Below are 24,999 nucleotides of genomic sequence, written 5' to 3'. Positions count from 1 at the left end.
AATCGTTTCGACGCGGTAATCAGTTTACGGCGTCTTTCAACGCTTTTCCTGCACGGAATGCCGGAACCTTGGCTGCCGCAATTTTGATCTCTTTACCGGTTTGTGGGTTACGACCGGTACGAGCTGAACGCTCACGCACGGTGAAAGAACCGAAACCAACCAGAGCTACATCATCCCCTTCTTTCAAGGATTCGGTAACGGATGCAATAATTGCATCTAAAGCACGTCCGGCTGCCGCTTTAGAAATATCAGCGCCTGCGGCAATTTTGTCGATCAGTTGTGACTTATTCACTCTATCATCCCCTCTAGAATTCAAACGTCGCACCGGAAAACCCTACGGCTGCGACAGCGCAGCTGTTATATCAATCCCGTCGTGCCTTGGCAAGCCACCAAACAGCAGCAAAACGCGGCATGACAGCGATCTAACTTAGCGGCACATAAAAATACTGGCAAGTCCGAAATGGCTTGCCAGCATAAGTTTTATCAATGGTTTTTGCGATCCGTCACTATTTTACTGCGACAGGCTGCGCACCGAAGGCCGGGTTCTGCAACGCAATGTTCAAAACTTCATCAATTTTCTGCACCGGATGAATCTCGAGGTCAGCGATGACGTTATCCGGGATCTCTTCCAGATCGCGCTTGTTCTCATATGGGATCAGCACAGTTTTGATACCACCACGGTGAGCCGCCAGCAGCTTCTCTTTCAGGCCACCAATCGGTAATACCTGCCCACGCAGGGTGATCTCACCGGTCATTGCCACATCGGCACGTACCGGGTTGCCGGTCAGGCAGGACACCAAGGCCGTGCACATGGCAATACCCGCACTTGGGCCGTCTTTCGGCGTTGCCCCTTCAGGAACGTGCACGTGGATATCGCGCTTTTCATAGAAATCCGCGTTAATACCCAGTTTTTCAGCACGGGCACGCACCACGGTCAGCGCTGCCTGGATTGACTCTTGCATCACCTCACCCAAAGAACCGGTGTAGGTCAGCTTGCCCTTGCCTGGCACACAGGCGGTTTCGATGGTCAACAGATCGCCGCCCACTTCCGTCCATGCCAGCCCGGTGACCTGACCAACGCGGTTTTCCGTATCGGCACGGCCATAGTCGACACGCTGAACGCCCAGGTAATCTTTCAGGTTGTCGCCATTGATCTCAATGTGCTTGAGCGTTTTATCCATCAACAGCGATTTCACCGCTTTGCGGCACAGCTTGGAGATCTCACGCTCCAGGCTACGCACCCCGGCTTCGCGGGTGTAATAACGGATAATGCCGATAATGGCACTGTCATCAACCGTCAGTTCACCTTTTTTCAGCGCATTACGCTCAAGCTGTTTCGGCAGCAGGTGCTGTTTGGCAATGTTCAGTTTTTCGTCTTCGGTGTAGCCGGAAAGACGGATCACCTCCATACGATCCAGCAACGGTGCCGGAATGTTCATTGAGTTTGAAGTCGCAACAAACATCACGTCCGACAGATCGTAATCCACTTCCAGATAGTGATCGTTGAACGCCACGTTCTGTTCCGGATCCAACACTTCCAGCAGCGCTGAAGCCGGATCGCCACGCATGTCGGATGACATTTTGTCGATTTCATCCAACAGGAACAGCGGGTTTTTCACCCCCACCTTGGCCATCTTCTGGATCAGCTTACCCGGCATGGAGCCGATGTAAGTCCGGCGGTGACCACGGATTTCCGCCTCATCACGCACGCCGCCCAACGCCATACGCACGTACTGGCGACCGGTGGCCCGGGCGATCGACTGCCCCAGCGAGGTTTTACCCACGCCCGGAGGCCCTACCAGACACAGGATCGGGCCTTTGATTTTGCTGACACGGCTCTGAACGGCAAGATACTCAAGGATGCGATCTTTGACCCGCTCCAGGCCGTAGTGATCGGTATCGAGCACTTCCTGCGCCTTGACCAGATCTTTTTTCACCTTACTACGCGCATTCCATGGCACCTGCAGCATCCAATCGATATAACCGCGCACCACGGTAGCTTCCGCTGACATCGGCGACATCATTTTCAGCTTCTGCAGTTCCGCTTCGGTTTTCTCGCGGGCTTCTTTCGGCATTTTTGCCGCTTCAATTTTACGCTTCAGCGCTTCATGTTCGTCCGGCGCATCGTCCATTTCGCCCAGTTCTTTCTGGATGGCCTTCATCTGCTCATTCAGATAGTACTCGCGCTGGCTCTTTTCCATCTGTTTCTTGACGCGGTTACGGATGCGCTTCTCAACCTGCAGCAGATCGATTTCCGACTCCATCATCGCCATCAGGTACTCAAGACGCTCGGTAATATCAAACATCTCCAGCACCGACTGCTTGTCGCTGAGTTTCAGCGGCATGTGTGCTGCGATGGTATCCGCCAGGCGCGCAGCATCGTCGATGCTGTTCAGTGAAGTCAGCACCTCCGGTGGAATTTTTTTATTCAGCTTGATGTAGCCTTCAAACTGATTAATTGCGGTACGCACCAGCACTTCTTGCTCACGCTCGTCGATCGCAGGTGACTCAAGGTATTCGGCCTTGGCAGCAAAGTGCTCACCGCTGTCGGAAAGCGTGGTAATGCGCGCACGCTGCAGGCCTTCCACCAGCACTTTCACCGTGCCATCTGGCAGCTTCAGCATCTGCAAAATCGACGCTACGGTGCCGACAGAGAATAAATCGTTAATGCCAGGTTCATCCGTTGAGGCCTCTTTCTGTGCCACCAGCATGATCTTTTTATCGTGATCCATTGCGGCTTCGAGGCACCGAATCGATTTTTCCCGGCCAACAAATAACGGGATCACCATGTGCGGATAAACCACCACGTCGCGCAATGGCAGAACGGGGATTTCAATGCGTTCGGAACGCTCAGGGTTCATAGAGCTCTCTCTTAGTTTAATTTCCGCCAGGTTGAGGGGGAATCTCATGAGACGCCAGCATCAAACGTTTCACAAAATCTGGATTATGAGTATATGGGGATGAATCTCTTACATTCAACGGCAAGAATGTATGGAAAAAGAAATGGGGGATAAAATCCCCCATTTTGCTAATAACTTTCTGGTTTGACTGGTTAATTATTCACCAGACGCCTGTGCTTCCGGCTTACCGTAGATCAGCAGCGGTTTGGAATGACCGGAGATCACCGACTCGTCGATCACCACTTTGTCCACGCTCTCCAGCGACGGCAGGTCGTACATGGTGTCCAGCAGTGCGCCTTCAACGATAGAACGCAGGCCACGAGCCCCGGTTTTGCGCGTCATGGCTTTCTTGGCGATGGCGTTCAGCGCTTCATCACGGAACTCCAGCTCCACCCCTTCCAGATTGAACAATGCCTGATACTGTTTGGTCAGGGCATTTTTCGGCTCTTTCAGGATCTGGATCAGCGCTTCTTCACTCAGTTCACTCAGCGTAGCTACAACTGGCAGACGGCCGATAAATTCCGGGATAAGACCAAATTTGATCAGATCTTCCGGTTCAGCCTGCAGCAGCAGTTCGCCTTCGGTCGCTTTTTCAGATTCCCCCTTAACGGTGGCACCAAAGCCAATACCGGTACCGGTATTCACTCGCTGACCGATCACTTTATCCAAGCCAGCAAAGGCCCCGCCACAGATAAACAGGATCTTGGAGGTATCAACCTGCAGGAACTCCTGCTGTGGATGCTTACGCCCACCCTGCGGTGGCACCGCAGCAATGGTGCCTTCGATCAGCTTCAGCAGTGCCTGCTGCACGCCCTCGCCCGATACGTCACGGGTGATGGAAGGGTTGTCTGACTTGCGGGAAATCTTATCGATTTCATCAATGTAGACAATGCCGCGCTGCGCTTTCTGCACGTCATAGTCACATTTCTGCAGCAACTTCTGGATAATATTTTCCACGTCCTCACCCACATAACCGGCTTCGGTCAACGTGGTGGCATCGGCCATGGTGAAAGGCACATCCAGCAAACGCGCCAAGGTTTCTGCCAGCAGAGTTTTACCGCTACCGGTCGGGCCAATCAGCAGAATATTGCTTTTGCCCAACTCGACGCCGTTGCTGCTGTCACCATTGCGCAAACGCTTATAGTGGTTGTACACCGCCACTGCCAGAACTTTCTTCGCCTGCTCCTGGCCAATGACATAGTCATCCAGATGGTGGCGGATCTCGTGTGGTGTCGGCAATGAATTGCGCTCGCGATGCGTGGCAACTTCTTTAATCTCTTCGCGAATAATGTCGTTACACAGATCAACACATTCATCGCAGATATACACTGACGGCCCGGCAATCAGCTTACGCACTTCATGCTGGCTTTTGCCGCAGAAAGAGCAGTACAGCAATTTGCCTGAACCGTCTTTGCGCTTATCTGTCATGAGTCAAACCTCTTATTTTGTCTTTGTCCCGCAGGAATTTACGGCGGCGGTGCGCCCAAACGTTATACCGGGAACGCCGATAATACTGTTCAGCGCGAGCGTAGCTCACTCTGAATACTATAGTCTATCGGCTCGCACTTATACTTCGCCAGCCGCGTGGTTCTAGCTGCGGTGCGTCAGAATACCGTCAACCAGACCATATTCTACCGATTCTTCTGCGGTCATAAAGCGATCGCGTTCGGTGTCACGTTCGATCTGTTCCAGCGATTGACCGGTATGCTGCGCCATCAGTTCATTCATGCGTGCTTTCACTTTGAGGATTTCGCGCGCATGGATTTCGATATCTGTCGCCTGCCCTTGATAGCCACCCAGCGGCTGGTGGATCATCACTCTGGAGTTCGGCAGACAGAAACGCTTGCCCTTGGTGCCTGCAGTCAACAGGAATGAGCCCATAGAACAGGCCTGGCCCATACAGATTGTGCTGACGTCTGGCTTGATAAACTGCATAGTGTCATAAATGGACATGCCTGCAGTGATCACACCACCCGGTGAGTTGATGTACAGGAAAATGTCTTTTTCCGGGCTTTCTGCTTCGAGGAACAACATCTGCGCCACGATCAGGTTAGCCATATGGTCTTCTACCTGACCGGTCAGGAAAATAATACGCTCTTTCAGCAGGCGGGAATAGATATCGTAAGAGCGCTCCCCGCGTGAAGTCTGCTCTACCACCATTGGCACCAGTGCCATGTTAGGTGCAAATTGATCTCGTTCGCCACTGTATGACATTACCGTCTCCTAATAGAAATTGCCTTGGCGCCATTATCTGTCGATTCTACTTTAGAACGCTCACCATGACTACGCTCAAGCAAAGACAGACTTCACGCTCATCTGACGGCGTGATCATTAAAACAGCCCATACTGTTGTTGAAGTGGGGGGCCACAGACAGAATTCAAGCCCGGTGAACCCTTTTCACCCGCATCCTTGTGTAGCAAGGTAACCATAACCCGTTTTCCACTGCCGTCTGCAGCCGGTAACACAATAAATATAGTGCATATTGCCACAGTGAACCTGAGATTAATCAGTCACGTGGCAAAAGAAAAGCCCGTAACCGAAGTTACGGGCTTTGCACAACGTAGAATATTTGATGGCACAACGCATTGTGCCGCTACGTTCAACCGATGATTACGCCTGTTGAGGCTGGTTCATCAGTTCGCTGAAAGTCGTCGCTTTTTCAGACACTTTCGCTTTCGCCAGCAGGGCTTCAACCGCTTGTTCTTCCAGAGCCACGTTACGCATGTTGTTCATCAGCTCTTTGTTTTTGCTGTAGAACTCGATAACTTCGCTTGGATCTTCGTAGGCAGAAGCCATTTCTTCGATCAGGGCTTTCACGCGCTCTTCGTCAGCTTTCAGCTCGTTAGTGCTGATCACTTCGCCCAGCAGCAGGCCAACAACAACGCGACGCTTAGCCTGCTCTTCGAACAGTTCACGTGGCAGTTCCAGCGCTTGCTTCTCGTTACCGCCGAAACGCTGTGCAGCCTGACGGCGCAGAACGTCGATTTCGCCGTCGATCAGCGCAGCAGGAACGTCGATTTCGTTAGCACTGACCAGACCGTCGATAGCCTGAGACTTGATGCGGTTACGCACGGCGCCTTTCAGTTCGCGCTCCATGTTTTTACGCACTTCGGCACGCAGGCCTTCGATAGAACCATCAGCCACGCCGAAACGTTTGATGAATTCTTCGGTCAGTTCTGGCAGTTCGCGCTCTTCAACTTTCTTCAGCACGATAGCAAACTTGGCCGCTTTACCCTTCAGGTTTTCTGCGTGGTAATCTTCTGGGAAGTTAACGTCGATGGTGAATTCTTCACCCGCTTTGTGCCCAACCAGGCCTTCTTCGAAACCAGGGATCATACGGCCCTGGCCCATCGCCAGTACGAAGTCAGACGCTTTACCGCCTTCAAACTCTTCGCCATCAATAGAACCAGAGAAATCAACGGTCACACGCTCTTCAACAGTGACTGCACGATCGGTCTCTTTCCAGGTTGCCTGCTGCTTACGCAGAGTGTCCAGCATAGTGTCAACATCAGCGTCGTTAACTTCAACGATCGGTTTCTCAACTTCAATGCTTTCCAAGCCTTTCAGCTCAATTTCTGGATACACTTCGAATTCAACGGCGAAAGCAAAATTTTCGCCTTCTTTGTACTCGCCTGGAACGTAGTTTGGTGCACCAGCCGGGTTAATTTTTTCTTTGATGATGGCGTCAACAAAGTTGCGCTGCATCAGTTCGCCCAGCACGTCCTGACGAACAGAAGCACCATAACGCTGTTCAACGATGTTCATCGGCACTTTGCCTTTACGGAAACCGTCGATACGTACGTTTTTCGCTGCGTTGATCAGCTCTTTCTTCACCGCTTGCTTGATAACATCAGCGGGTACAGTAATAGAGAGACGGCGCCCAAGGCCTTGAGTGGTTTCTACTGAAACTTGCATCTTGTTACCTCAAAAAAATCACAGTGCTCGGTCAACTCCGTTCCAAAAACCAGGATGGCTACATTACAGAACCGAGTTTCCTGATGTCAGAAGCGTCCCGAAACCATTCCGGAAAAATAAGACGCGACATTATAGCGGCGCATGCGTAGCGAGTCGAGGATGGCAAGGCGGCACGGGTGCGTTAAAAATCACATTTTTGCCGGTTTTCCACCCAAATCACCTTTGAGCCTAGGCCATCAGAGCTGCATTCCACATCGGCTTTGTCGTCATCAAAAACAACAACGGCCCGTAGGCCGTTGCAAAATTCGCCAGTAGTAATACCTTAAATCTAGGTGAAAGTTCCACTGATACCGTAAATTTTAGCCATCACGCCACGGTTCCAGCGCCGCGGCAAGGCGGTGAGGCGGGTACCGTATCCTGCAACCCTTCCCACTCTTTGAGGGTATAAGTATGTAACGCCAGCGCATGCACGCCGTCCGCCAGCTCCTGCGCCAATACGGTATAAATGGAGCGATGGCGCGTCAGAAAGCGCTCACCGACAAAGCGATCGCTAACGATCACCACCTTAAAATGACTCTCTGAACCCGCTGGCACGTTATGGCGGTAACTTTCGTCCACCACATCCAGATACGCGGGCTCAAATGCCGCCCTTAATTTTGTTTCTATTTGCTCGCGAATCATCGGTTCTTCTCCTCACAACACTGGCGCACTATACCCTACCCACCTAGTTCAATATTAGCCGTTTCTACTCTTGCGAGAATCTTCCCGGTTTAAATTTCTCCGCCCTGCGCGGAGAAAAATGCCAACATAATGTACCACCTGGAGTTTATCTGATTGAGTTGACCGAAAAAGCATGTTTTTATCAACGCCGGGTAAAAATTTATCACTTGGCTATGTTCAGCGCTTCCCCCGGCTGGCGGCAATGCTATGATGTCGGCAATTTGTTGTGACTCTAGCGCTTTGATTACTCAGCGCTAATACATACCCATAACTGATAACCACGATTGATGAGACAGTAATATGTTAAAAAAACTTTGTCTTCCACTGCTGGCTGCATTGTTGCTTGCCGGTTGTGCCGCCAGTACCAATACGCTGAACGTAACCCCGAAGATCGTCCTGCCGCAGCAGGATCCGACGTTGCAAGGTATTACCATCAGTATTAATGGTGCCGATCAGCGTAAAGACCAGGCGCTGGCAAAAGTGAACCGCGATGGCCAGCTGATTACCCTGCTCCCTTCACGCGATCTGCGTTTCTTGCTGCAGGAAGTGCTGGAAAAACAAATGGGCGCTCGCGGCTATATGATCGGCCCTGCCGGTGCCGTGGATCTGCAGATCGTAGTGAACAATCTGTTTGCTGACGTCTCTGAAGGCAACCTGCGTTATAACATCACCACCAAAGCAGACATCTCCATTATCGCTCAGGCGAAAAATGGCAGTAAGCAGGTGAAAAACTACCGCTCTACTTATAACGTACAGGGCGCTTTCACCGCGACAAACGAAAAAATCACCAATGCGGTTAACACCGTGCTGGGCGATGTCATTGCCGATATGGCACAAGACACCAGCGTCAACGAATTTATCAAGCAAAACGCACGTTAATCCGTTAATGCCTTGTGCTGCCAGGATTTCCCGGCAGCGCAAACAAGGATCTCATGTCTAAACAGTATCTGAATATTTTTACCCAGCGTAATTCCATCATGCTGCTGGTGCTGGGCTTTGCCTCAGGGCTGCCACTGGCATTGACCTCCGGTACGCTGCAAGCCTGGATGACCGTTGAAAATATCGATCTGAAAACCATCGGGATCTTCTCGCTGGTGGGTCAGGCCTATGTGTTCAAATTCCTGTGGTCGCCCTTTATGGACCGCTACACACCGTCATTCCTCGGGCGGCGACGCGGTTGGCTATTAATCAGCCAATTGTTGCTGGTAGTCGCTATTGTCGCCATGGGGTTTATGAACCCAATGCAACATTTATGGTGGTTAGCTGCTCTGGCAGTGGTGGTCGCGTTTTGTTCTGCCTCGCAGGATATTGTCTTTGATGCTTACAAAACGGACCTGCTGTCGGCGGAAGAACGCGGTGCCGGTGCGGCAGTTTCGGTGCTGGGTTATCGCTTGGCGATGCTGGTTTCTGGCGGTTTGGCCCTGTGGCTCGCCGATCGCTACTTAGGCTGGCAGGCGACCTACTGGCTGATGGCCGGGCTGATGCTGATCGGTGTCGTCGCAACCTTGATGGCCCCCGAGCCGGATGACAGCATTCCGGCACCACGTACCATGGAGCAGGCGGTCGTCGCGCCGCTACGGGATTTCTTTGCGCGCAACAATGCCTGGCTGATCCTGCTGCTGATTGTCATGTACAAATTGGGTGATGCTTTTGCTGGCAGCCTGAGCACCACTTTCCTGATCCGTGGCGTGGGATTTGACGCCGGGGAAGTCGGGCTGGTCAATAAAACGCTCGGGCTGTTTGCCACCATCGTTGGTGCGCTGTTTGGTGGCATCTTGATGCAGCGCCTGACGCTGTTCCGCGCCCTGATGCTGTTCGGCATTCTGCAGGCGGTTTCCAATATCGGTTACTGGATTTTGGCGGTTACTGCCAAGAATATCATCACCATGGGCAGCGCTATTTTCCTGGAAAACCTGTGTGGTGGTATGGGTACCGCGGCGTTTGTTGCCCTGCTGATGACACTATGCAATAAATCCTTTTCTGCAACCCAATTCGCCTTGCTTTCAGCACTTTCTGCCGTCGGGCGGGTCTATGTCGGCCCGATTGCTGGTTGGTTTGTCGAGGCTCATGGCTGGCCATTGTTCTATCTGTTCTCCATCGTTGCGGCACTGCCAGGCTTACTGCTGCTGGCCATTTGCCGTCAAACGCTGGAATACACCCAACAGACCGGTAATTTCATGCCACGCACCGAATTCCGCCACAGCTATCGTTGGGCACTGCGTCTGCTGACGACCGGGTGTTCACTGCTCAGCCTGTGGTTACTGGTGTTGATCTCCAACGCGCTTGACTGGACCCAGTGGCCAGATTTTGCCGTTCAGCTCCTGCAAGTGGGAGCGCTGCTTAGCCTGGTAGGGATTGTGATGGGTAGCGCGCTCGACTATCTGGCGCTGCGCCGTACACAATTAGCCTGATTTTTTGTCGGCCAACCGAAATGCTGGCCGACAAAAATGCATCAGAGAAATGAATTTATTTCGTTGAAAAAATAATATTGCCGCGGAAATTATTTTTTATCCGAGTACAGCACTCGGAAATAAAAATAAATTCACTTTTTAAATACAATTATTTTACATTAAATATACTTTTCTTTCGTATTTCAAATCGGCGGATTTGCCGCTATCCCTATGCATACCGTTAGTTTTCCTTGAGATACCGCCTGCCCGGCACGATTCAGCCTGCCAACACATTGTAGCCATTAGTAAATTATCACCTGGCGTTATATCTGTGACCCCCTTAACAGAAAGTGTCAACAAGACACTGACACTCCCTTAAGCATGTTTACAGTACTGCAACCTTCCCGTAAAATGCCCGCACACATGAAACGACAATAGAGCCTTTGTAATTGGGGTCGTTAGATGAGACTTAAGAAATACAATAAAAGTATTGGGATGTTGTCATTAATTGCAGCCACGGTAATGCTCAGTGGTTGTGATATGGTTTTGATGAATCCCAAAGGAGCAATAGGCGTTGAACAACGGACACTGATCCTTACTGCAATCGGCTTGATGTTGATCGTGGTAGTTCCAGTGATCTTCATGGCTTTCGCTTTTGCCTGGAAGTTCCGTGCTTCTAACAAAGAGGCTAAGTACACGCCAAATTGGGCACACTCCAACAAGATTGAAGCGGTCGTCTGGACCATTCCGATCATTATCATCGCCATCCTTGGCACCATTACCTGGAAAACAACCCACGCGCTGGACCCATTCAGGCCGATTGTCGCTGACAAAAAGCCAATGACCATCGAAGTGATGTCGTTAGACTGGAAATGGCTGTTCATCTATCCAGAGCAAGGCATCGCGACCGTTAATGAACTGGCGTTCCCGAAAGATGTTCCCGTCGAATTTAAAGTCACCTCCAACTCGGTAATGAACTCGTTCTTTATTCCTCAGTTAGGCGGGCAGATTTATGCGATGGCCGGGATGCAAACCAAACTGCACCTGATCGGCAACGAGGCGGGGGAATATAAAGGTATTTCCAGCAGCTACAGCGGCCACGGGTTCTCCGGTATGAAATTCACCGCCATTGTCACACCAACCGAAGGCGACTTCGATCAGTGGGTGGCCAAGGTGAAGCAATCGCCGAATACCCTGAACGCCACCAGCGATTTTAACAAACTGGCAGAGCCGAGTGAAAACAACCCGGTTGAGTACTTCTCCAGTGTCAGACCGAATTTGTTCAAAGAGACGATTGGCAAATTCATGGGCGATATGCACATGCACAAAGGCGCAGAAACCTCCGCGCACGAAGGCATGGACATGAGCCAGGGTATGGACATGGGCGAACATGCTCACGCCGGAGCTGAGGAATAATCTGATGTTGGGAAAATTAACACTTGATGCGGTTCCGGTTCACGAACCGATCGTCATGGTCACCGTTGCCGCAATTCTCGTTGGAGGCCTGGCCCTGCTGGCGCTGATAACGTATTTGGGCAAATGGAAGTGGCTGTGGAGCGAATGGCTGACCTCTGTCGACCATAAAAAAATCGGTATCATGTACATCATCGTTGCGATGGTGATGCTGATACGTGGTTTTGCTGATGCCATCATGATGCGTGGTCAACAGGCTCTCGCGTCTGCCGGTGAGGCCGGATTCCTGCCGCCGCACCACTATGACCAGATCTTCACCGCTCACGGCGTAATCATGATCTTCTTCATGGCTATGCCTTTAGTGGTTGGCCTGATGAACATTGCTGTGCCATTGCAGATCGGCGCACGTGACGTTGCCTTCCCGTTCCTGAACTCCCTGAGTTTCTGGTTCTTCGTGGTGGGCGTTGTGCTGATCAACGTCTCTCTGGGGGTGGGTGAGTTCGCACAGACTGGTTGGCTGGCATATCCACCGCTTTCTGGCAAGGAATACAGCCCTGGAGTCGGGGTCGATTACTGGATCTGGAGTCTACAGATATCCGGCCTCGGTACCCTGCTGACCGGTGTGAACTTCTTCGCTACTATCCTCAAGATGCGTGCTCCTGGCATGCCTCTGATGAAGATGCCTGTGTTTACCTGGGCAGCGCTGTGCACCAACGTGCTGATCATTGTTTCATTCCCAATTCTGACCGTCACCATCGCGTTGCTGACCCTGGATCGCTATCTAGGCACCCATTTCTTTACCAATGATATGGGCGGCAACATGATGATGTACATCAACCTGATTTGGGCCTGGGGCCACCCAGAGGTGTATATCCTGGTTCTGCCGGTGTTCGGTGTGTTCTCCGAAGTCACCGCGACCTTCTCAAGAAAACGTCTGTTCGGCTATACCTCACTGGTATGGGCAACCATCGCGATTACCATCCTGTCGTTCATCGTCTGGCTGCACCACTTCTTTACCATGGGGTCTGGCGCTAACGTTAACGCCTTCTTTGGTATCGCCACCATGATCATTTCCATCCCAACCGGGGTGAAAATCTTCAACTGGCTGTTCACCATGTATCAAGGCCGTATCCAGTTCAACTCTGCAATGCTGTGGACCGTTGGCTTTATCATCACCTTCTCCATCGGTGGGATGACCGGCGTGCTGCTGGCAGTGCCAGGGGCGAACTTTGTGCTGCACAACAGCCTGTTCCTGATTGCTCACTTCCATAACGTGATCATCGGCGGTGTGGTCTTTGGTTGCTTCGCGGGCCTGACCTACTGGTTCCCGAAAGCTTTCGGCTTTACGTTGGATGAAAAATGGGGTATCCGTGCCTTCTGGTTCTGGATCATCGGTTTCTTCATTGCCTTCATGCCGCTGTATATACTGGGCTTTATGGGGATGACCCGTCGTCTGAGCCAGAATATCAACCCTGAGTTCCACACGCTGCTGCTGGTTGCCGCCAGTGGTGCTGCACTGATTGCCTGTGGCGTGCTGTGCCAGGTGATTCAGATCCTCGTCAGCGTGCGCGATCGCGAGAAGAACCGCGATCTGACCGGTGATCCATGGGGTGGCCGTACGCTGGAGTGGTCAACATCTTCCCCACCTCCGTTCTATAACTTCGCTGTTGTACCGGAAATTCACGATCGTGACGCTTTCTGGGATATGAAAGAGAAAGGCGAAGCGTACAAGAAACCTGCGCAATACGCGCCAATTCATATGCCAAGAAATACCGGTGCCGGTGTGATTATTGCTGGCTTCAGTCTGGTATTTGGTTTCGCGATGATCTGGGACATCTGGTGGATGGCGATCGCTGGCTTTGTCGGCATGATCGTTACCTGGATTGCCAAGAGCTTCGATGAAGATGTTGATTACTATGTGCAGGTTGATGAAATCGAGCGCATTGAAAACCAACGCTATGAACAAATCAGCAAAGCAGGCGTGAAACATGTCAACTGATATCCTGACTCAGCATAACGCAGCCCATGCAGAACATGGGCACCACGATGCAGGAGAGACCAAAGTCTTCGGATTCTGGATCTACCTGATGAGCGACTGTATTTTGTTTGCGAGCTTGTTCGCAACTTATGCAGTCTTGGTGAACGGGACCGCTGGCGGTCCCTCTGGCAAGGACATCTTCGATCTGAAGTTGGTCCTGGTTGAAACCTTCCTGCTGTTGTTCAGCTCCATCACCTACGGGATGGCGATGATCGGCATGAACAAAGGCCTGGCTGGTAACGTCAACAAATGGTTGATGCTGACCTTCGTGTTCGGCCTCGCTTTCGTGGCGATCGAAATTTATGAGTTCCATCACCTGATCGCTGAAGGTTTTGGTCCCGACCGCAGTGCGTTCCTGTCCAGCTATTTTGCACTGGTAGGCACTCACGGCCTGCACGTCAGCGCCGGTCTGGTCTGGCTTATCGTGCTGATGATTCAGGTGAGCAAGCGCGGCCTGAATCCAACCAATAAAACTCGTCTGATGTGCCTGAGCCTGTTCTGGCACTTCCTGGATGTGGTCTGGATCTGTGTATTTACCGTTGTCTACCTGCTGGGGGTTATGCCATGAGCCATCCATCACATGAAACCTCTCACGGCGGCGCAAGCCACGGCAGCGTGAAGTCATACCTGACCGGCTTTATTCTGTCGATCATTCTGACGGTAATTCCATTTGCGATGGTGATGAGCGGCACCGCCTCTCATTCCACTATCCTGGCGGTGGTGGTCGGTATGGCGGTTATCCAGGTGATTGTTCACCTGGTTTACTTCCTACACATGAACACCTCATCGGAAGAGCGCTGGAACCTGGTGGCATTACTGTTCACCATTATGATCATCGGTATCGTTGTTGTGGGTTCACTCTGGATTATGTACAACCTCAACATCAATATGATGGTCGATTAAGAGCCGAGCCGTACGCAATGATTAAGCAATACCTGCAAGTCACTAAACCAGGAATTATTTTCGGCAATTTAATTTCTGTCGTTGGGGGATTCCTGCTTGCTTCCAAAGGAAGCATCGACTATCCCCTGTTTCTCGCCACCCTGCTGGGTGTCTCGTTGGTCGTCGCTTCGGGCTGTGTATTTAACAACTACATTGACCGCGACATCGACAAGAAAATGGAGAGAACGAAGAATCGGGTGCTGGTAAGAGGCCTGATCGCGCCGAGTGTGACCCTGGTTTACGCCACCCTGTTGGGTATTGCTGGTTTTGCACTGCTGTATATCGCCGCAAACCCGCTGGCCATGTGGCTGGCGGTGATGGGTTTCGTGGTTTATGTCGGCGTTTACAGCCTGTACATGAAACGCCATTCGGTATACGGCACGCTAATCGGCAGCCTGTCGGGCGCAGCACCTCCCGTGATTGGCTATTGTGCGGTCACCAACGAGTTTGACGCAGGGGCGTTGATCCTGCTGGCGATCTTCAGCCTGTGGCAGATGCCGCATTCTTATGCGATAGCCATCTTCCGCTTTAAAGATTACCAGGCAGCCAACATTCCTGTTCTGCCAGTGGTGAAAGGTATTTCTGTCGCTAAAAATCATATTACGGTCTACATTCTGGCGTTTATGATCGCGACATTGATGCTGACTCTGGGGGGCTATGCTGGCTATAAATACCTGATCGTCGCAGCGGCGGTGAGCGTATGGTGGCTTGGTATGGCACTCCGTGGTTACAAAACCGAAAATGACAGCGTCTGGGCACGTAAACTGTTTGTGTTCTCGATTGTTGCCATTACTTCGCTGAGCGTGATGATGTCTATCGACTTCAGCGCAGGGGCTGCACCAGAAGCGCTGTTAAGCTACGCCTGGTAAACCCGGTAATCTGTGAATGGGCCGCTCAGCGGCCCATTTTATTTCTCTCGCAGAAAAGCGACTTATACCCAAAGTGCTTGGGGTTGCAGCTAGGCGGCAAGGGCGTAAGTCCTCATGAACTTACTGAAGTAAGTGATTGGTGCGCGTGCACGCAGCCAACAGCGCTGCAACTGCAAGTAATAAGGGTCTAGTTGTAATATCTGTTAAACAACATTCGATTTACCCCCCTTACCCCACACACTAAAATAACGCAGCTTGCAGAAGCTATTCCATCAGGCTTTAATCTTCTCAGCCTGATGGAATAGGTTTTATTGAGGTCACGATGAACGACAATGTAATGACGCCCCAAGAACGCCGGGCAACATGGGGCCTGGGAACCGTTTTCTCGCTGCGCATGCTTGGTATGTTTATGGTGCTGCCGGTTCTTACCACCTACGGTATGGCGCTGAACGGTGCCAGCGAAGCTCTGATTGGTATCGCCATCGGCATCTATGGTTTGGCACAGGCGGTTTTTCAGATCCCGTTCGGGTTGGTTTCCGACCGTATAGGACGCAAGCCCCTGATCGTCGGTGGCCTACTGATTTTTGCCCTCGGCAGCGTGATCGCCGCCGTCAGCGATTCTATCTGGGGCATTATTCTTGGCCGCGCCTTGCAAGGCTCCGGGGCAATTGCAGCCGCGGTGATGGCGCTGCTGTCGGATTTAACCCGCGAACAAAACCGCACCAAAGCGATGGCATTTATCGGCGTCAGCTTCGGCATTACCTTCGCCATTGCGATGGTCGTTGGCCCGATTGTCACCCATGCCTTCGGCCTGCATGCGCTGTTCTGGATGATTGCCGTCTTGGCCTTGGCCGGGATCGCTATTACGCTGACGGTGGTTCCTTCCGCCGACGCGCATGTGTTAAACCGTGAATCAAGCATCGTACGTGGCAGTTTCAGCAAAGTGCTGAGCAATTCGCGTCTGCTGAAACTCAACTTCGGCATCATGTGCCTGCATATCCTGTTGATGTCGAGCTTCGTGGCCCTACCGCTGGCTATGCAACACGCCGGGTTGGCCGCCAGTGAACATTGGAAAGTCTACTTGATCACCATGCTGGTTTCTTTCGCCGCCGTGCTGCCATTTATCATTTATGCCGAAAAGTATCGCCGCATGAAGCAGGTCTTTATGGGCTGCGTCGCGGTGCTGTTTTGGGCCGAAGTGCTGCTGTGGTTTGCCGGGCAGCATCTGTGGGGCATCATTGCCGGTGTGCAGTTGTTCTTTATGGCATTTAACCTGATGGAAGCCATTCTGCCCTCACTGATCAGTAAAGAATCCCCTGCGGGCTATAAAGGCACGGCGATGGGGATTTACTCCACCAGCCAGTTTATCGGCGTTGCCATCGGCGGCAGCCTGGGGGGTTGGCTATATGGGCTGCAGGGCGCAGGCTTGGTGTTTATTGCTGGTGCAGTGATTGCTGCGCTCTGGTTTGCGGTCAGCAGCACCATGAAAGAGCCGCCGTACGTCAGCAGCCTGCGCATCACGCTATCTGAGCTGGCCGTCAAGGATTCAGCATTAACAAGCCGCCTGATGGCTCAGCCGGGCGTAGCGGAAGCCGTTGTGGTTCCGGAGGAACGCAGTGCCTATGTGAAGGTCGATACCAAGCAGACCAATCGTGGCCAGTTGGAAGCCCTGGTTAACGCGCTGTAGCAAACCAGGGCCGCCTAAGCGGCCCTGAGTGTTTTAATCACGGAAGTTTTTAAACTGGAACGGCTGCCCCAGATCGGCACCGCGCACCAGCGCCATCACGCTTTGCAGATCGTCGCGTGCCTTGCCGGTAACGCGCACTTCATCGCCCTGAATCTGCGCCTGCACCTTCAGCTTACTGTCTTTAATCAGCTTGACAATTTTCTTTGCCAACGTCGTCTCAATGCCTTGCTTCAGCTTGGCCTCAACGCTGTAGGTTTTACCACTGTGGGTCATTTCTTCCGGGATCTCCAACGCACCGCCATCAATACTGCGTTTACTCAGTTTTTCACGCAGAATATCCAGCAGTTGCTGCACCTGGAAGTCAGACTCACTGGCCACTTTGATGCTTTCATTTTTCTCATTCAGCTCAAAACTGGCCGGGACGTTACGGAAATCCCAACGCGTGCTGAGATCGCGCGTTGCGTTCTCAACGGCATTGCGCACTTCCTGCATATCAATTTCAGAAACAATGTCGAAAGATGGCATACTTCTTCCTCCTGAATGGGAGCCTAAGCGATTTCGATTTGGTGCATAATACCTGCTTTACGACCACAGGCAAAATGCCGATACCACCGTTGAACAAGACGTTCGGCAACAGAAAAGCCTATAATCACAGAAATTAGCGGTATTCCCGGACACCAAGGAGATTGAATGAAAATAACCATTCTTGGTTGCGGTGCGCTTGGGCAACTGTGGCTCTCACGGCTTTATCAACAGGGCCACGATGTACAAGGGTGGTTACGCGTCCCCCAGCCCTTCTGTGCGGTGAATGTGATCGAGCCTGATGGCACATCGTTCAACCATAATTTGCCAACCAACGATCCTGAACACCTTGCACAAAGCGAACTCTTGCTGGTAACGCTGAAAGCCTGGCAGGTGTCTGGCGCGGTCACTGCGCTGCTACCGCAGCTCAGACCAAGTTGCGCCATTTTGCTGTTGCACAACGGCATGGGAACGCAGGATGAACTGCCACCGCACAATCAGCCGATACTGCAAGGCACCACCACCCATGCAGCACGTCACGATGGCAACACGATTATTCACGTGGCGAACGGGGTTACCCATATCGGCCCCGTGACATCACAGGCCACACATCTCAGCCATCTGGCCGAAGTGCTGCATCAGGCACTGCCGGATGTGGCCTGGCATAACCACATCGCTTCCGCCAGTTGGCGCAAGCTGGCGGTCAACTGTGTCATCAACCCGCTGACTGCCTTGTACGGCTGCCACAACGGCGATCTGCAGCGTTACCCGGAACAGATTGCCACGCTCTGCCAAGAAGTGGCCAGCGTGATGGAGCGGGAAGGCCACCATACATCAGGCGATGATCTGATGTCCTACGTGATGCAGGTGATCCAGCTCACTGCGGACAACATCTCCTCAATGTTGCAGGATATCCGCGCTCAGCGGCATACCGAGATCGACTACATTACCGGCTATTTGCTGCGCCGCGGGCGCAGCCACGGTGTTCCACTGCCAGAAAATACCCGGTTGTTCGAATTGATTAAACGAAAGGAAAATGAATATGAGCGTGTCGGTGTTGGTCTGCCTAGCACCTGGTAGCGAAGAAACAGAAGCCGTTACCACTATCGATCTCCTGGTGCGAGCGGGAGTTCAAGTCACCACCGCCAGCGTAGCCGGTGATGGTAACCTGACTATCACCTGTTCACGCGGTGTGAAACTGCTGGCTGATGCCCCGTTGGTGGCGATCGTTGATGAACCTTTCGACGCCATCGTCCTGCCGGGGGGGCTCAAAGGGGCTGAATGCTTCCGCGATAGCCCGTTGCTGGTAGAAAAAGTCCGCCAGATGCACCTGCAGGGTAAGATTGTGGCCGCCATCTGCGCCGCTCCCGCGCTGGTGCTGCAACAGCATAAACTGTTCCCGGTGGGGAATATGACCGGTTTCCCAGGCCTGAAAGAGCAGATCCCCGAAGGCCAGTGGCTGGAAAAACGGGTCGTTTTTGATCCACGCGTCAACCTGCTGACCAGCCAAGGGCCAGGAACCTCAATGGAGTTTGCTCTGAAGCTGATTGATTTACTCTTGGGTAAAGCCAAGGCCGCAGAGGTAGCAGCACAGTTGGTACTGATCCCCGGTATGTACGACTTCAGCTGTTAAGTTTTTACCGGCAGGCCAGACTGCCTGCCGGCCATACCTTATGGGCGGTACACTTTAACGTTGGCGTAACCTTGCTCAAGCAAATACAGCGCCTGCAAACGGCTCATTACACCGCGATCGCAATACAGCAGATAGGTCTTGCTCTGGTCGAGATCGCCAAACTGGCTGCTCAGCTTATAGAACGGCAGCGATTTGACTTCAACCTGCGCCAACTGCAGCGGCTTCTCTTCCTGCTCGTCGATGGAGCGAATATCCAGGATCACGTCATCGGCCGCAAATTCGGCGACGGTTTCCACTTCGGTAACCTGCTCTTGCGCCTCTTCTGCAATAGTGCGGATATCGACATTGCGCGCTTCACGCACTACCCGATCCAGAATGTCGAAGTCAAAGTTAGCCTCTTCTTCTTCAATTTTGGTTTTCACCGCTTTAACCGTCGGGTTTTTAGAAATCACACCGCAGTATTCCGGCATGGTTTTGGCAAAGTCTTCAGTGCCGATTTCACGCGCTACCTTAATGATGTGTTCTTTATCGTGCGAGATCAGCGGGCGCAGGATCAGCGTGTCGGAAGCGTTGTCAATCATGCGCAGATTGGTGAGCGTCTGGCTGGATACCTGCCCCAGCGCTTCGCCGGTCACCAATGCCTGCACGCCATAACGCTCTGCCACTTGCGAAGCGGCACGCACCATCATGCGCTTGAGCACCACACCCATCTGGCCATCATCCACTTTTTCCAGGATCTCACCGACCACCGGCTCAAAATCGATCGCCACGAAACGCACCTTGTGCGAGCTGCCAAAACGATTCCACAGATAGTACGCCACCTGTTTGACGCCGATTTCATGCGCGGCGCCCCCCAGGTTAAAGAAGCAATAATGCACGCGGCAGCCACGGCGCATCAGCATGTAGCTGGAAACGCCGGAATCAAAACCACCGGAAATCAGTGACAGCACATCTTCCTGGGTACCGATCGGGTAGCCGCCAATGCCTTCACGGCGAGCTTTAACCAGCATCAGCTTGTCGTCTTCGATCTCCAGATTCACCGTAAACTGCGGATGCGACAGCTTGACGCGCGCGCTTTCGATATGCTGATTCAGGCCACCACCCACGTAGCGTTCGACATCCTGCGAGCTGAACTCATGCTTGCCACGGCGCTTAACCCGCACGCAGAAGGTTTTGCCTTCCAACTGTTCGCGGTAGGCTTCCAGCGTCTGCTCAAAGATATGGTGCACATCGGTATAAGCGCGATCTTCTACTTCCAGAATATGGTGGATGCCGGGAATGCGGGTTAATGCTTCTGCGATCGCTGGGCGCTGATTTTCATCTTTGGCCCGAACTTCGATAAAATCCCAGTGGCGGACCACCGCCAGCGTTTCGTCATACTGCTTCAGTACGTTGCGGATATTGGTCGTCAGAATCTTAATGAAGCGCAAGCGCACAGATTGACTCTTGATGGTGATTTCCGGGAACAATTTAATGATAAACTTCATGGCGGTTTTTATTGTCTGATAAGAATTACGGGGTAAAAGATTTATATCCTGAATCTTTCGAGCGGCGGCAGTTGGCTGCAACTTAAAAGCTATTAGGTATACAATGGTGATAAGAATGATAAAACTTCGAACCTGACGAACTTTTATCATTCTTATCTGGGCGCGAAGTATATCACTATCTGCTCGCGCGCCGCGCGCAAAACCATACATTCACGCCATGATTTGCTAATCAAGATCCGCTAGGATAGGCTCTGGCACCACTGTTCACATGATGATGTAAAAAGAAAATTATGCCGAAAAAACCTGCACAATCAGACAGTACAGAGCAAAGCATCAGCTTTGAAAACTCCTTAAGCGAACTTGAGCGCATCGTAACACGCCTGGAGTCAGGTGAACTGCCGCTGGAAGATGCGCTGAACGAATTCGAACGCGGTGTGCAACTGGCGCGTCAGGGCCAACAAAAATTGCAACAGGCAGAGCAGCGCGTACAGATCCTGCTCAACGACAGCAACGACGATGCCGCTTTAGCACCTTTTACCCCGGACGCTGAGTAATTACGATGTCGGATTTTCACCAGCAGTTACAGGCTTTCCGCCAGCGCAGCGATCGCGCGTTGCTGGACTATATTGCGCCACTGCCGTTCAATAGCGGCAAAATGGTCGAAGCGATGCGCCACGGCGCGCTGTTGGGCGGTAAACGCCTGCGCCCGTTCCTGGTTTACGCCACCGGGCAGATGTTCGCTCTGTCGTTGAATAATCTGGATGCTCCCGCCGCCGCAGTGGAATGCATTCACGCCTACTCGCTGATTCATGACGATTTACCGGCGATGGACGACGACGATCTGCGTCGCGGCCAGCCAACCTGCCACGTCAAATTCGGCGAGGCTAACGCCATTCTGGCGGGCGATGCCCTGCAGACGCTGGCGTTCTCGATTCTGGCCGATGCGGATATGCCCGATGTCGCGATGCGCGATCGGCTCGCCATGATCTCTGAGCTGGCAACCGCCAGCGGCGTTGCCGGGATGTGTGGCGGCCAATCGCTGGATCTGGAAGCGGAAGGCAAGCACATCGATCTGGCGGCGTTAGAACAGATCCACCGCCACAAAACCGGCGCATTAATCCGTGCCGCAGTTCGTTTAGGCGCTCTGGCGGCCGGTGAACCGGGCCGTGCAGCCTTGCCGCAGCTCGATCGTTACGCCGCCGCCATCGGCTTGGCGTTCCAGGTGCAGGATGACATTTTAGACGTGGTAGGTGAAACCGAAAAAATCGGTAAACGCCAGGGAGCGGACCAACAGCATGGAAAGAGTACCTACCCGGCCTTGCTTGGGCTTGACAGCGCACGGGCAAAAGCGTGGGATCTCTATCAGGAAGCCTTGGCTGCGTTAGAGTCTTTGGCAACACAATCTTATAATACGGCGCCATTACGTGCGCTAGCCAGCTTCATCATTGAACGCGACAATTAACGTATGACGTTAATCCTCTGATATGAGTATCGAATGAGTCTTGATATAGCCAAATACCCGACATTGGCGCTAGCGGAAAACCCGGATGAGCTGCGCTCATTGCCAAAAGAAAGCCTGCCGAAGCTGTGTGATGAACTGCGGCAATACCTGCTGGATAGCGTCAGCCGCTCCAGTGGTCACTTTGCATCCGGGCTGGGGGCCGTCGAATTGACGGTGGCACTGCACTACGTCTACAACACGCCGTTCGATCAGTTGGTCTGGGACGTTGGGCATCAGGCTTATCCGCACAAAATCCTGACCGGTCGCCGCGATCGCATCGCCACTATCCGCCAGAAAAACGGGTTGCACCCCTTCCCATGGCGCGCCGAAAGCGAATATGACGTCCTTTCTGTCGGGCACTCGTCCACCTCGATCAGCGCCGGGCTCGGCATTGCGGTGGCAGCTGCGCGTGAAGGCAAAGGCCGCCGCACCGTCTGTGTGATTGGCGACGGTGCCATCACCGCCGGAATGGCGTTCGAAGCTATGAACCACGCAGGTGACATCACCCCCGATATGCTGGTGGTGCTGAACGATAACGAAATGTCGATCTCCGAAAACGTCGGTGCCCTGAACAATCATTTGGCGCAGTTGCTGTCCGGCAAGCTCTATTCCACGCTGCGCGAAGGCGGTAAAAAGGTGCTTTCCGGCCTGCCGCCGATCAAAGAGTTGCTAAAGCGCACAGAAGAACATCTGAAAGGCATGGTGGTACCCGGCACGTTATTTGAAGAACTGGGCTTCAACTATATCGGCCCGGTGGACGGCCATGATGTACAAGGCCTGGCTACCACGTTGAAAAACATGCGCGATCTGAAAGGCCCGCAACTGCTGCATATCATGACCAAAAAAGGCCGTGGCTATGCACCCGCAGAAAAAGACCCTATCAGCTTCCACGCGGTGCCTAAGTTTGATCCCGCCAGCGGTACTCTGCCGAAAAGTGCCGGTGGTTTGCCAACCTATTCGAAGATCTTTGGTGAATGGCTGAGTGAAACCGCCGCCAAAGACAGCAAACTGATGGCCATTACCCCCGCCATGCGAGAGGGTTCCGGCATGGTGCAGTTCTCCCGCGATTACCCGCAGCAGTATTTCGACGTGGCAATCGCCGAGCAGCACGCGGTGACCTTCGCCGCTGGCCTGGCGATTGGTGGTTACAAGCCGGTGGTGGCAATCTACTCCACCTTCCTGCAGCGGGCTTACGATCAGGTGATCCACGACGTGGCCATCCAGAATCTGCCAGTGATGTTTGCTATCGATCGCGGCGGTATTGTCGGCGCCGACGGGCAAACTCACCAAGGGGCGTTTGATCTCTCCTTCCTGCGCTGCATCCCGAATATGGTGATCATGACGCCGAGCGACGAAAACGAATGCCGCCAGATGCTGTATACCGGTTACCACTATAACGATGGCCCAAGCGCGGTGCGCTATCCGCGCGGGAGCGGTACGGGTGCCACGCTGGAACCTTTGGCTGCATTGCCGCTCGGCAAAGGCATCGTGCGCCGTGAAGGTGAGAAAGTGGCAATCCTCAATTTCGGTACTTTGCTGCCAGAAGCCATCGCTGCCGCCGAGGCGATAAATGCCACGCTGGTGGATATGCGTTTTGTTAAACCGCTGGATGAACAGTTGGTGCTGGAAATGGCTGCCAGCCATGAAGTGCTGGTCACGTTGGAAGAGAATGCCATTATGGGTGGCGCAGGCAGCGGCGTTAACGAGTTGCTGATGGCCAAACGTCGGGTGGTGCCGGTATTGAATATCGGCCTGCCGGATGATTTTATCCCCCAGGGCAGCCAGGAAGAGATCCGCAGCGATCTGGGGCTGGATGCCGCGGGCATTCAACGCCAGATCGAAAACTGGCTGGCATAATTCCCTCTCACTTCCTCCATCTTGTAGACGGGCGCAGCACGCGCCCGATAGCCTTTTCTGTATCGTGATCGTCTGAATGCTCAACAGGAGGTAGGCATGCAATATCTGAAACTGGGTAACACCGATCTGAATATTTCCCGCATCTGCTTGGGCTGTATGACCTACGGCGAACCTACGCGTGGCAATCACGCCTGGACGCTGCCGGAAGAGAACAGCCGCCCGTTGATTAAGCAGGCGCTGGAGGCCGGTATCAACTTTTTCGATACCTCTAACAACTATTCTGATGGCAGCAGCGAAGAGATCCTTGGCCGTGCGCTGCGCGACTACACGCGCCGCGAAGAGGTGGTGATTGCCACCAAAGTCTATAACGCCATGAGCAACTTGGAGCGTGGCCTGTCGCGCGCCAAGATCATGCAATCCATCGACGATAGCCTGCAACGCTTGGGCACCGACTACGTTGACCTGCTGCAAATCCACCGTTGGGACTATGACACCCCGATTGAAGAAACGCTGGAAGCGCTGCATGACGTGGTAAAAGCCGGTAAGGCACGTTATATCGGTGCTTCTTCAATGTTTGCCTGGCAGTTTGCCAAAGCGCTGTACACCGCCGATCTGCACGGCTGGACGCGTTTTGCTACCATGCAGGATCAGTACAACCTGCTCCAGCGTGAAGAAGAGCGTGAGATGCACCCGCTGTGTGCTGCCGAAGGGATTGCAGTGCTGCCCTGGAGCCCACTGGCCCGCGGAAGGTTGACCCGCCCATGGGGCGAAAGCAGCGCACGGCAGGTTGCCGATCACTATGGCAAAACGCTGTATGACAAAACGGAAGAGATCGATGCGCTGATCGCTGAACGCGTAGCGAGCATTGCGGAGCAACGCGGCGTGCCCCTCGCGCAGGTTGCGCTGGCGTGGCTGCTGAGCAAACCGGTGGTCACCGCGCCGATTATTGGCGCATCGCGCAGTGAACATCTGCAAGATGCCGTTGCCGCCGTTGAGTTGAAGCTAACCTCGGCAGAAATTAGCGAATTGGAAACGGCCTACGTGCCGCATCCTGTGGTGGGTTTTGCATAACAACACCGGTGAATTCTGCGGAGCCAAAAACGCTCGGCTCCGCGGGATCCACA

At 53.0% G+C, this 24,999-nt stretch carries 22 protein-coding genes; 14 read left to right on the top strand and 8 right to left on the bottom strand.

The genetic code is table 11. The annotated features are described in order from the left end of the window. Nucleotides 1–19 precede the first annotated feature (19 nt). From hupB to bolA, 6 genes are all read right to left on the bottom strand, one after another. A complete protein-coding gene (gene hupB, locus WG891_RS11685) occupies nucleotides 20–292 on the bottom strand; it encodes a nucleoid-associated protein HU-beta (protein ID WP_024913884.1) in 273 nt (90 codons plus the stop codon). A 214-nt stretch (nucleotides 293–506) separates the two neighbouring features. Then, complete coding sequence (gene lon, locus WG891_RS11680; protein WP_076940544.1) at nucleotides 507–2,861, bottom strand: endopeptidase La; 2,355 nt, start codon at nucleotides 2,859–2,861, stop codon at nucleotides 507–509. 195 nt (nucleotides 2,862–3,056) lie between these two features. Then, on the bottom strand, nucleotides 3,057–4,328 hold the full coding sequence (clpX, locus tag WG891_RS11675) for an ATP-dependent protease ATP-binding subunit ClpX (protein ID WP_337262885.1): 1,272 nt from the start codon (nucleotides 4,326–4,328) through the stop codon (nucleotides 3,057–3,059). A 162-nt stretch (nucleotides 4,329–4,490) separates the two neighbouring features. Further along, nucleotides 4,491–5,114 (bottom strand): ATP-dependent Clp endopeptidase proteolytic subunit ClpP, encoded by a 624-nt coding sequence (clpP, locus tag WG891_RS11670; RefSeq protein WP_037394628.1) that lies wholly within the window; start codon nucleotides 5,112–5,114, stop codon nucleotides 4,491–4,493. 397 nt (nucleotides 5,115–5,511) lie between these two features. Next, nucleotides 5,512–6,816 carry a trigger factor gene (gene tig / locus WG891_RS11665; RefSeq protein ID WP_337262884.1) on the bottom strand — a complete coding sequence of 435 codons (1,305 nt, stop codon included), beginning with the start codon at nucleotides 6,814–6,816 and terminating at the stop codon, nucleotides 5,512–5,514. 366 nt (nucleotides 6,817–7,182) lie between these two features. Next, entirely contained in the window at nucleotides 7,183–7,497 is a 315-nt protein-coding gene (bolA, locus tag WG891_RS11660; RefSeq protein WP_076940538.1) for a transcriptional regulator BolA, read from the bottom strand. Between the two features lie 339 nt (nucleotides 7,498–7,836). Here bolA and WG891_RS11655 point away from each other — a divergent pair, with 339 nt between their 5' ends. The 8 genes from WG891_RS11655 to WG891_RS11620 all read left to right on the top strand — a co-directional run bounded on the left by WG891_RS11655 (nucleotide 7,837) and on the right by WG891_RS11620 (nucleotide 16,875). Continuing rightward, a complete protein-coding gene (locus WG891_RS11655) occupies nucleotides 7,837–8,415 on the top strand; it encodes a lipoprotein (RefSeq protein ID WP_076940536.1) in 579 nt (192 codons plus the stop codon). A 53-nt stretch (nucleotides 8,416–8,468) separates the two neighbouring features. Next, entirely contained in the window at nucleotides 8,469–9,947 is a 1,479-nt protein-coding gene (gene ampG, locus WG891_RS11650; protein ID WP_337262883.1) for a muropeptide MFS transporter AmpG, read from the top strand. A 441-nt stretch (nucleotides 9,948–10,388) separates the two neighbouring features. Continuing rightward, nucleotides 10,389–11,342, top strand: a complete 954-nt coding sequence (gene cyoA / locus WG891_RS11645; protein ID WP_337262882.1) for a cytochrome o ubiquinol oxidase subunit II — start codon at nucleotides 10,389–10,391, stop codon at nucleotides 11,340–11,342. A 4-nt stretch (nucleotides 11,343–11,346) separates the two neighbouring features. Continuing rightward, nucleotides 11,347–13,338, top strand: a complete 1,992-nt coding sequence (gene cyoB / locus WG891_RS11640) for a cytochrome o ubiquinol oxidase subunit I (RefSeq protein WP_337262881.1) — start codon at nucleotides 11,347–11,349, stop codon at nucleotides 13,336–13,338. Continuing rightward, nucleotides 13,328–13,945, top strand: a complete 618-nt coding sequence (locus WG891_RS11635) for a cytochrome o ubiquinol oxidase subunit III (RefSeq protein WP_076940530.1) — start codon at nucleotides 13,328–13,330, stop codon at nucleotides 13,943–13,945. The genes cyoB and WG891_RS11635 overlap by 11 nt, the downstream gene beginning before the upstream one ends. Then, nucleotides 13,942–14,280, top strand: a complete 339-nt coding sequence (locus WG891_RS11630) for a cytochrome o ubiquinol oxidase subunit IV (protein WP_076940529.1) — start codon at nucleotides 13,942–13,944, stop codon at nucleotides 14,278–14,280. Before WG891_RS11635 ends, WG891_RS11630 begins: the two co-directional genes overlap by 4 nt. 17 nt (nucleotides 14,281–14,297) lie before the next feature. After that, entirely contained in the window at nucleotides 14,298–15,188 is an 891-nt protein-coding gene (cyoE, locus tag WG891_RS11625; RefSeq protein WP_076940527.1) for a heme o synthase, read from the top strand. A 322-nt stretch (nucleotides 15,189–15,510) separates the two neighbouring features. Next, nucleotides 15,511–16,875 (top strand): MFS transporter, encoded by a 1,365-nt coding sequence (locus WG891_RS11620; RefSeq protein ID WP_337262880.1) that lies wholly within the window; start codon nucleotides 15,511–15,513, stop codon nucleotides 16,873–16,875. A gap of 33 nt (nucleotides 16,876–16,908) precedes the next feature. Here the strand turns inward: WG891_RS11620 and WG891_RS11615 are convergent, their stop codons facing one another. Further along, nucleotides 16,909–17,400, bottom strand: a complete 492-nt coding sequence (locus WG891_RS11615) for a YajQ family cyclic di-GMP-binding protein (protein ID WP_076940524.1) — start codon at nucleotides 17,398–17,400, stop codon at nucleotides 16,909–16,911. 165 nt (nucleotides 17,401–17,565) lie between these two features. Here WG891_RS11615 and panE point away from each other — a divergent pair, with 165 nt between their 5' ends. After that, nucleotides 17,566–18,477 carry a 2-dehydropantoate 2-reductase gene (gene panE, locus WG891_RS11610; protein ID WP_156292435.1) on the top strand — a complete coding sequence of 304 codons (912 nt, stop codon included), beginning with the start codon at nucleotides 17,566–17,568 and terminating at the stop codon, nucleotides 18,475–18,477. Then, on the top strand, nucleotides 18,440–19,030 hold the full coding sequence (gene yajL, locus WG891_RS11605; RefSeq protein ID WP_156292434.1) for a protein deglycase YajL: 591 nt from the start codon (nucleotides 18,440–18,442) through the stop codon (nucleotides 19,028–19,030). The genes panE and yajL overlap by 38 nt, the downstream gene beginning before the upstream one ends. 38 nt (nucleotides 19,031–19,068) lie before the next feature. On the opposite strand, the gene thiI is transcribed toward yajL, so the two are convergent. After that, the gene (gene thiI, locus WG891_RS11600; protein ID WP_337262879.1) at nucleotides 19,069–20,517 is read right to left on the bottom strand and encodes a tRNA uracil 4-sulfurtransferase ThiI; all 1,449 of its coding nucleotides are present in this window, start codon (nucleotides 20,515–20,517) and stop codon (nucleotides 19,069–19,071) included. A gap of 290 nt (nucleotides 20,518–20,807) precedes the next feature. On the opposite strand from thiI, the gene xseB reads away from it, so the two are divergent. The 4 genes from xseB to WG891_RS11580 all read left to right on the top strand — a co-directional run bounded on the left by xseB (nucleotide 20,808) and on the right by WG891_RS11580 (nucleotide 24,946). Further along, nucleotides 20,808–21,071, top strand: coding sequence for an exodeoxyribonuclease VII small subunit (gene xseB / locus WG891_RS11595; protein WP_156292432.1), 264 nt, complete (start codon nucleotides 20,808–20,810; stop codon nucleotides 21,069–21,071). 5 nt (nucleotides 21,072–21,076) lie between these two features. Further along, the gene (gene ispA / locus WG891_RS11590; RefSeq protein ID WP_076940513.1) at nucleotides 21,077–21,979 is read left to right on the top strand and encodes a (2E,6E)-farnesyl diphosphate synthase; all 903 of its coding nucleotides are present in this window, start codon (nucleotides 21,077–21,079) and stop codon (nucleotides 21,977–21,979) included. A gap of 33 nt (nucleotides 21,980–22,012) precedes the next feature. Continuing rightward, nucleotides 22,013–23,875 carry a 1-deoxy-D-xylulose-5-phosphate synthase gene (dxs, locus tag WG891_RS11585; protein WP_337262878.1) on the top strand — a complete coding sequence of 621 codons (1,863 nt, stop codon included), beginning with the start codon at nucleotides 22,013–22,015 and terminating at the stop codon, nucleotides 23,873–23,875. A gap of 96 nt (nucleotides 23,876–23,971) precedes the next feature. Next, nucleotides 23,972–24,946, top strand: a complete 975-nt coding sequence (locus WG891_RS11580; RefSeq protein ID WP_337262877.1) for an aldo/keto reductase — start codon at nucleotides 23,972–23,974, stop codon at nucleotides 24,944–24,946. Nucleotides 24,947–24,999: the final 53 nt, after the last annotated feature.

Source organism: Serratia sp. MMO-28 (assembly GCF_037199905.1).
GTDB classification, from domain to species: domain Bacteria; phylum Pseudomonadota; class Gammaproteobacteria; order Enterobacterales; family Enterobacteriaceae; genus Chania; species Chania oryzae.
The sequence above is the reverse complement of the archived record's forward strand: the minus strand, read 5'-3'. Positions and strand labels throughout refer to the sequence as shown.